The sequence below is a fragment of the Candidatus Cloacimonadota bacterium genome, from assembly GCA_011372345.1.
Lineage (GTDB): Bacteria > Cloacimonadota > Cloacimonadia > Cloacimonadales > TCS61 > DRTC01.
In genome coordinates this window covers 1-3,763 of sequence record DRTC01000006.1, presented here as the reverse complement: position 1 = coordinate 3,763, position 3,763 = coordinate 1, and the positions used below count along the sequence as shown (strand labels likewise).

The 3,763-nt window shown below is 35.6% G+C and carries 4 protein-coding genes; all 4 read left to right on the top strand.

The genetic code is table 11. The features are described 5' to 3' along the window. Positions 1-60: 60 nt before the first annotated feature. On the top strand, positions 61-1,392 hold the full coding sequence (locus tag ENL20_00105) for a hypothetical protein (GenBank protein ID HHE36963.1): 1,332 nt from the start codon (positions 61-63) through the stop codon (positions 1,390-1,392). Positions 1,393-1,513: 121 nt separating this feature from the next. Beyond that, entirely contained in the window at positions 1,514-2,557 is a 1,044-nt protein-coding gene (locus tag ENL20_00100; GenBank protein HHE36962.1) for a hypothetical protein, read from the top strand. 173 nt (positions 2,558-2,730) lie between these two features. After that, entirely contained in the window at positions 2,731-3,147 is a 417-nt protein-coding gene (locus ENL20_00095) for a YjbQ family protein (protein ID HHE36961.1), read from the top strand. Positions 3,148-3,163: 16 nt separating this feature from the next. Further along, a partial coding sequence (locus tag ENL20_00090; protein ID HHE36960.1) for a PAS domain-containing protein occupies positions 3,164-3,763 on the top strand: 600 nt, incomplete at its 3' end.

The following is a 3,763-nucleotide window of genomic DNA, read 5'->3' as shown; positions in this document are numbered from 1 at the left end:
TCAATAATTTCTAAAATAATTATATTCTTTTTAATATTTATCATTTCTTCTTGTGCCACCATGAAAACTTCAAAAGTTCAATTCACCGGAATCGAAGAAAAATTGAAGATCCGCGATTATGCGGGAGCGATCTCCCAAATAGAAAGTGCCAAAGACAAATATTACAAACCCAAAGAAAAGGTCGTGTATTATCTTGATCTGGGGATGCTCTATCATTACCATAAAGAGTATGCAAAAAGTAACGAATTCTTATCCAAAGCAGAAAAGGCGATCGAGGAACTTTATACGAAAAGCATCAGCAGAGCAGCAGCATCTCTTCTGCTCAACGACAATGTACTCGAATATGCAGGGGAAGATTATGAGGATATTTACCTGAATATATTTAAAGCGTTGAATTATATCGAACTCGACCTTTTTGACGATGCCTTCGTAGAAATTCGCAGGATAAATAACAAACTTTCGATGTTAGAAGACAAGCACACAAAAATAGCAGATCAATTCAATCTTTCCAAAGATAAAAAAGTAGATTTCAAAGCAGGCAAGAATAAATTCCACAATTCTGCTCTGGGAAGGTATTTGAGTTTACTTCTTTATCGCGCTGAAGGTAAGCTGGATGATGCCCGGATAGATAAAAATAAAATAGCAGAAGCCTGGGATCTGCAATCTCAAATCTATAATTTTCCCAAAATCCAGTTCGATAATTACCTCGAGCGAACCAATAAAACAAGGATCGATGTTTTGAGTTTCATTGGGAAATCTCCTGATAAAAAAGCAAATACACTTTATATCCATACGGAAAAAGACCTGATCGTGATCGCCAGAACCGAAGAAAATCCGCGCGGGAAACAGAAAATTGAGGATTTTAATGTTATTCCCTGGAAAGGAATTGAAGAAGGTTATCATTTTAAATTCCAGCTCCCCAAAATGAATTTAAGGAGCTCATGCATAGCGAAAGTTAAAGTTGTAGTTGATAATCGGATTGCCGGAGAACTGAAGATCATCGAAAGTATTGAAAATGTTGCTTTGGAAACTTATAAGATCAAAGAACCTATCATTTATTTAAAGACTATCACCCGAGCAATAGTCAAAGGTTTGTTTGCAGAAAAGCGAAAACAGGAAATGGAAGCAAAGATAAATAATAATATTCTCGGTTTTGCAGCTCGACTGGCTACCGATGCTCTGGTTGATGCAACGGAAAATGCCGACCTGCGGATCTCTCGCTTTTTCCCTTCCAAAGCTCTAATTAAGGAGTTGTTAGTCGAACCCGGGATCCATCATATCAAGATCGAATATTATTCTGATAACAATACGCTCCTTTTTACCGATGATCTGGGAGAAAAAGAATTTAAAGCTGACAAATTGAATTTGCTCGAATCGTATTATCTGGATTAATTGTAGCCCGGAACCTTTAGTCCGGCTTTTGACGGATTGTTCTGATTACTCATCAAAGTAGAGCATTAGAAGAAAGCATTCCCTCGCAGGAGTGTAGGATCGAGAAATAACAAGAAAGAAAATGGAGATAAAGATGAAAAAGACGATTTTTATTCTGCTTGTATTTTTTATAGTCATTTCCTGTGCAGTACAGGCAAAAAGTAAAAAGGAAACAAGCTCAAGACCTGTCTGGATGGATAATCCCAAAGCAAAGTATTCGGAACAATTATATTTGACAGCCATCGGGGAGGGAGATTCCTGGAATGATGCGGAGAATATGGCTGCTGCCAATCTTTCCAAAATTTTCGAATCAAAGATCAAAGCTGAAGAAACGACTAAACAAAGATACCGCGAACTGACCATCGATAATAAAACCACAACCGAAGATGACTTCGATGTGAATAAAAATGTCAATATCAAGTCCGAACAGACTCTTTATAATATCCAGTTCGCAGACAGCTATACAGACAATCTCGGTCGTGTTCATGCTCTTGCTTATCTGAAACGGTTTGAAACCGGTGAGATCTACGAAGAAAAGATCAATAAGAATGCAGAGCGGATAGAATATTTTTTCAAACAAAGCAAAGAAGCAAGCGATATTTTGGTTAAATATGCGGCTATGAATGCTGCTTCCGTAATTGCTTTGAATAATGAAATTTTGTTAGATCAACTAAATATTATTTCTCCGGACACAAAGGAATTTCTCGAACTGAAATATAATTATCAAGATATTATCAAGGAAGCAGCGGAATTGGCAAAACAGGTTGGATTCAGCATAAATATCCAAAATGATCCAGATAATAAAATTAGAATTGCAGTCGAATCAATGCTGACCGATCTTGGATTTATTATCTCGGAAAATGGTGTTCTTAATGTTGAAAGCGATGTTTTGTTTGAAAATACTGATTTGAAAAGAGATGACGATTTTAAGTTCGTCAGGTATAATTTTAATTTGAAGATCAATGATAGAGCAGGAAATACAATAGTTTCTCTTTTTGAAAAAGGCAAAGAAGGACACACAACCTATTTTGAAGCACAGGAAAGAGCGATCAGAACGATCGATAAAAAGATCAGGAAAAGTTTGAGGAAAAAACTGATCGCATATTTTGACGGATTGGTGATGTAACACATTTTTGAAAAATGTGAATCTTCATTATATATTTGAGGAATTGTATTTTTTTACAGAATGCAATTCTGTGCTACATTCACAACCAGTATTGATTGTGATACAGTAACTAAAACAATCTTGTTTTAGATGTAAAAATTAACAATTTGGCAAATTGTTTTACAGGAGAAATCATGAAATCATACAGAAAAGAACTCTGGTTCAACACACATTCCCGCAGGCAATTGATCAATATTACTCCGGATGTCGATGTTTGTTTAAAAGAAAGCGGAGTACAGGAAGGTTTATGCCTGGTAAATGCCATGCACATCACAGCGAGTGTTTTTATCAATGACGATGAGAAAGGTCTGCATCATGATTATGAAAGATGGCTGGAAAAACTTGCTCCGGAAAAGCCTTATTCCCAATACCAGCATAATGGTTTTGAAGACAATGCAGATGCGCACTTGAAAAGAACGATCATGGGTCGAGAAGTTGTCGTTGCCATTACCAACGGAAAACTGGATTTTGGATCCTGGGAACAGATATTTTACGGTGAATTTGATGGAAAAAGAAGGAAACGGGTATTAGTAAAGATTATTGGTGAATAAAGTTGGAGGAGTATGAATGCTTGATCAGGAAAAAACAAAAGAACAGCTACTGATAGAATTAAACACCTTAAAAGAAGAAAACAGGAAACTCAAAAAAAGTAGGCAGCATTATCAAAAGGATGAATTAAAAAATCAGGCTGTCTTAAATGCCCTGCCGGATATACTTTTTCATCTCGATAAAAATGGTATTTTCCTTGATTATCATGCTCCGAAAAATGATTTACTATACTCCAGACCGGAAAATTTTATTAATGAAAAAATTACTGATATTTTACCGAAAAATATTGCTGTAAAAACGATTGATTTGACAAAAGAAGTCCTTAATACTGGCAAAATCATGTCCTTTGAATATGAACTTCCCATAAGTAATGAGTTAAGATACTTTGAAGCTCGTTTTACTGTTTTCGATGAAAATTCCGTACTCATTCTTACCAGGGATATAACTGAAAAAAAAGCATTAGATAAAGCACATATCGAATCCTTGGAAAAATTCAAATCCTTAACAGATAATTTGAATGTCGGAGTTTATAGGACTACAGCCGGTGCAAAAGGTAAATTCATTGAAGTAAATCCTGCTTTTCTAAAAATGTTCGGTTTCGATAACAAAGATGAAATA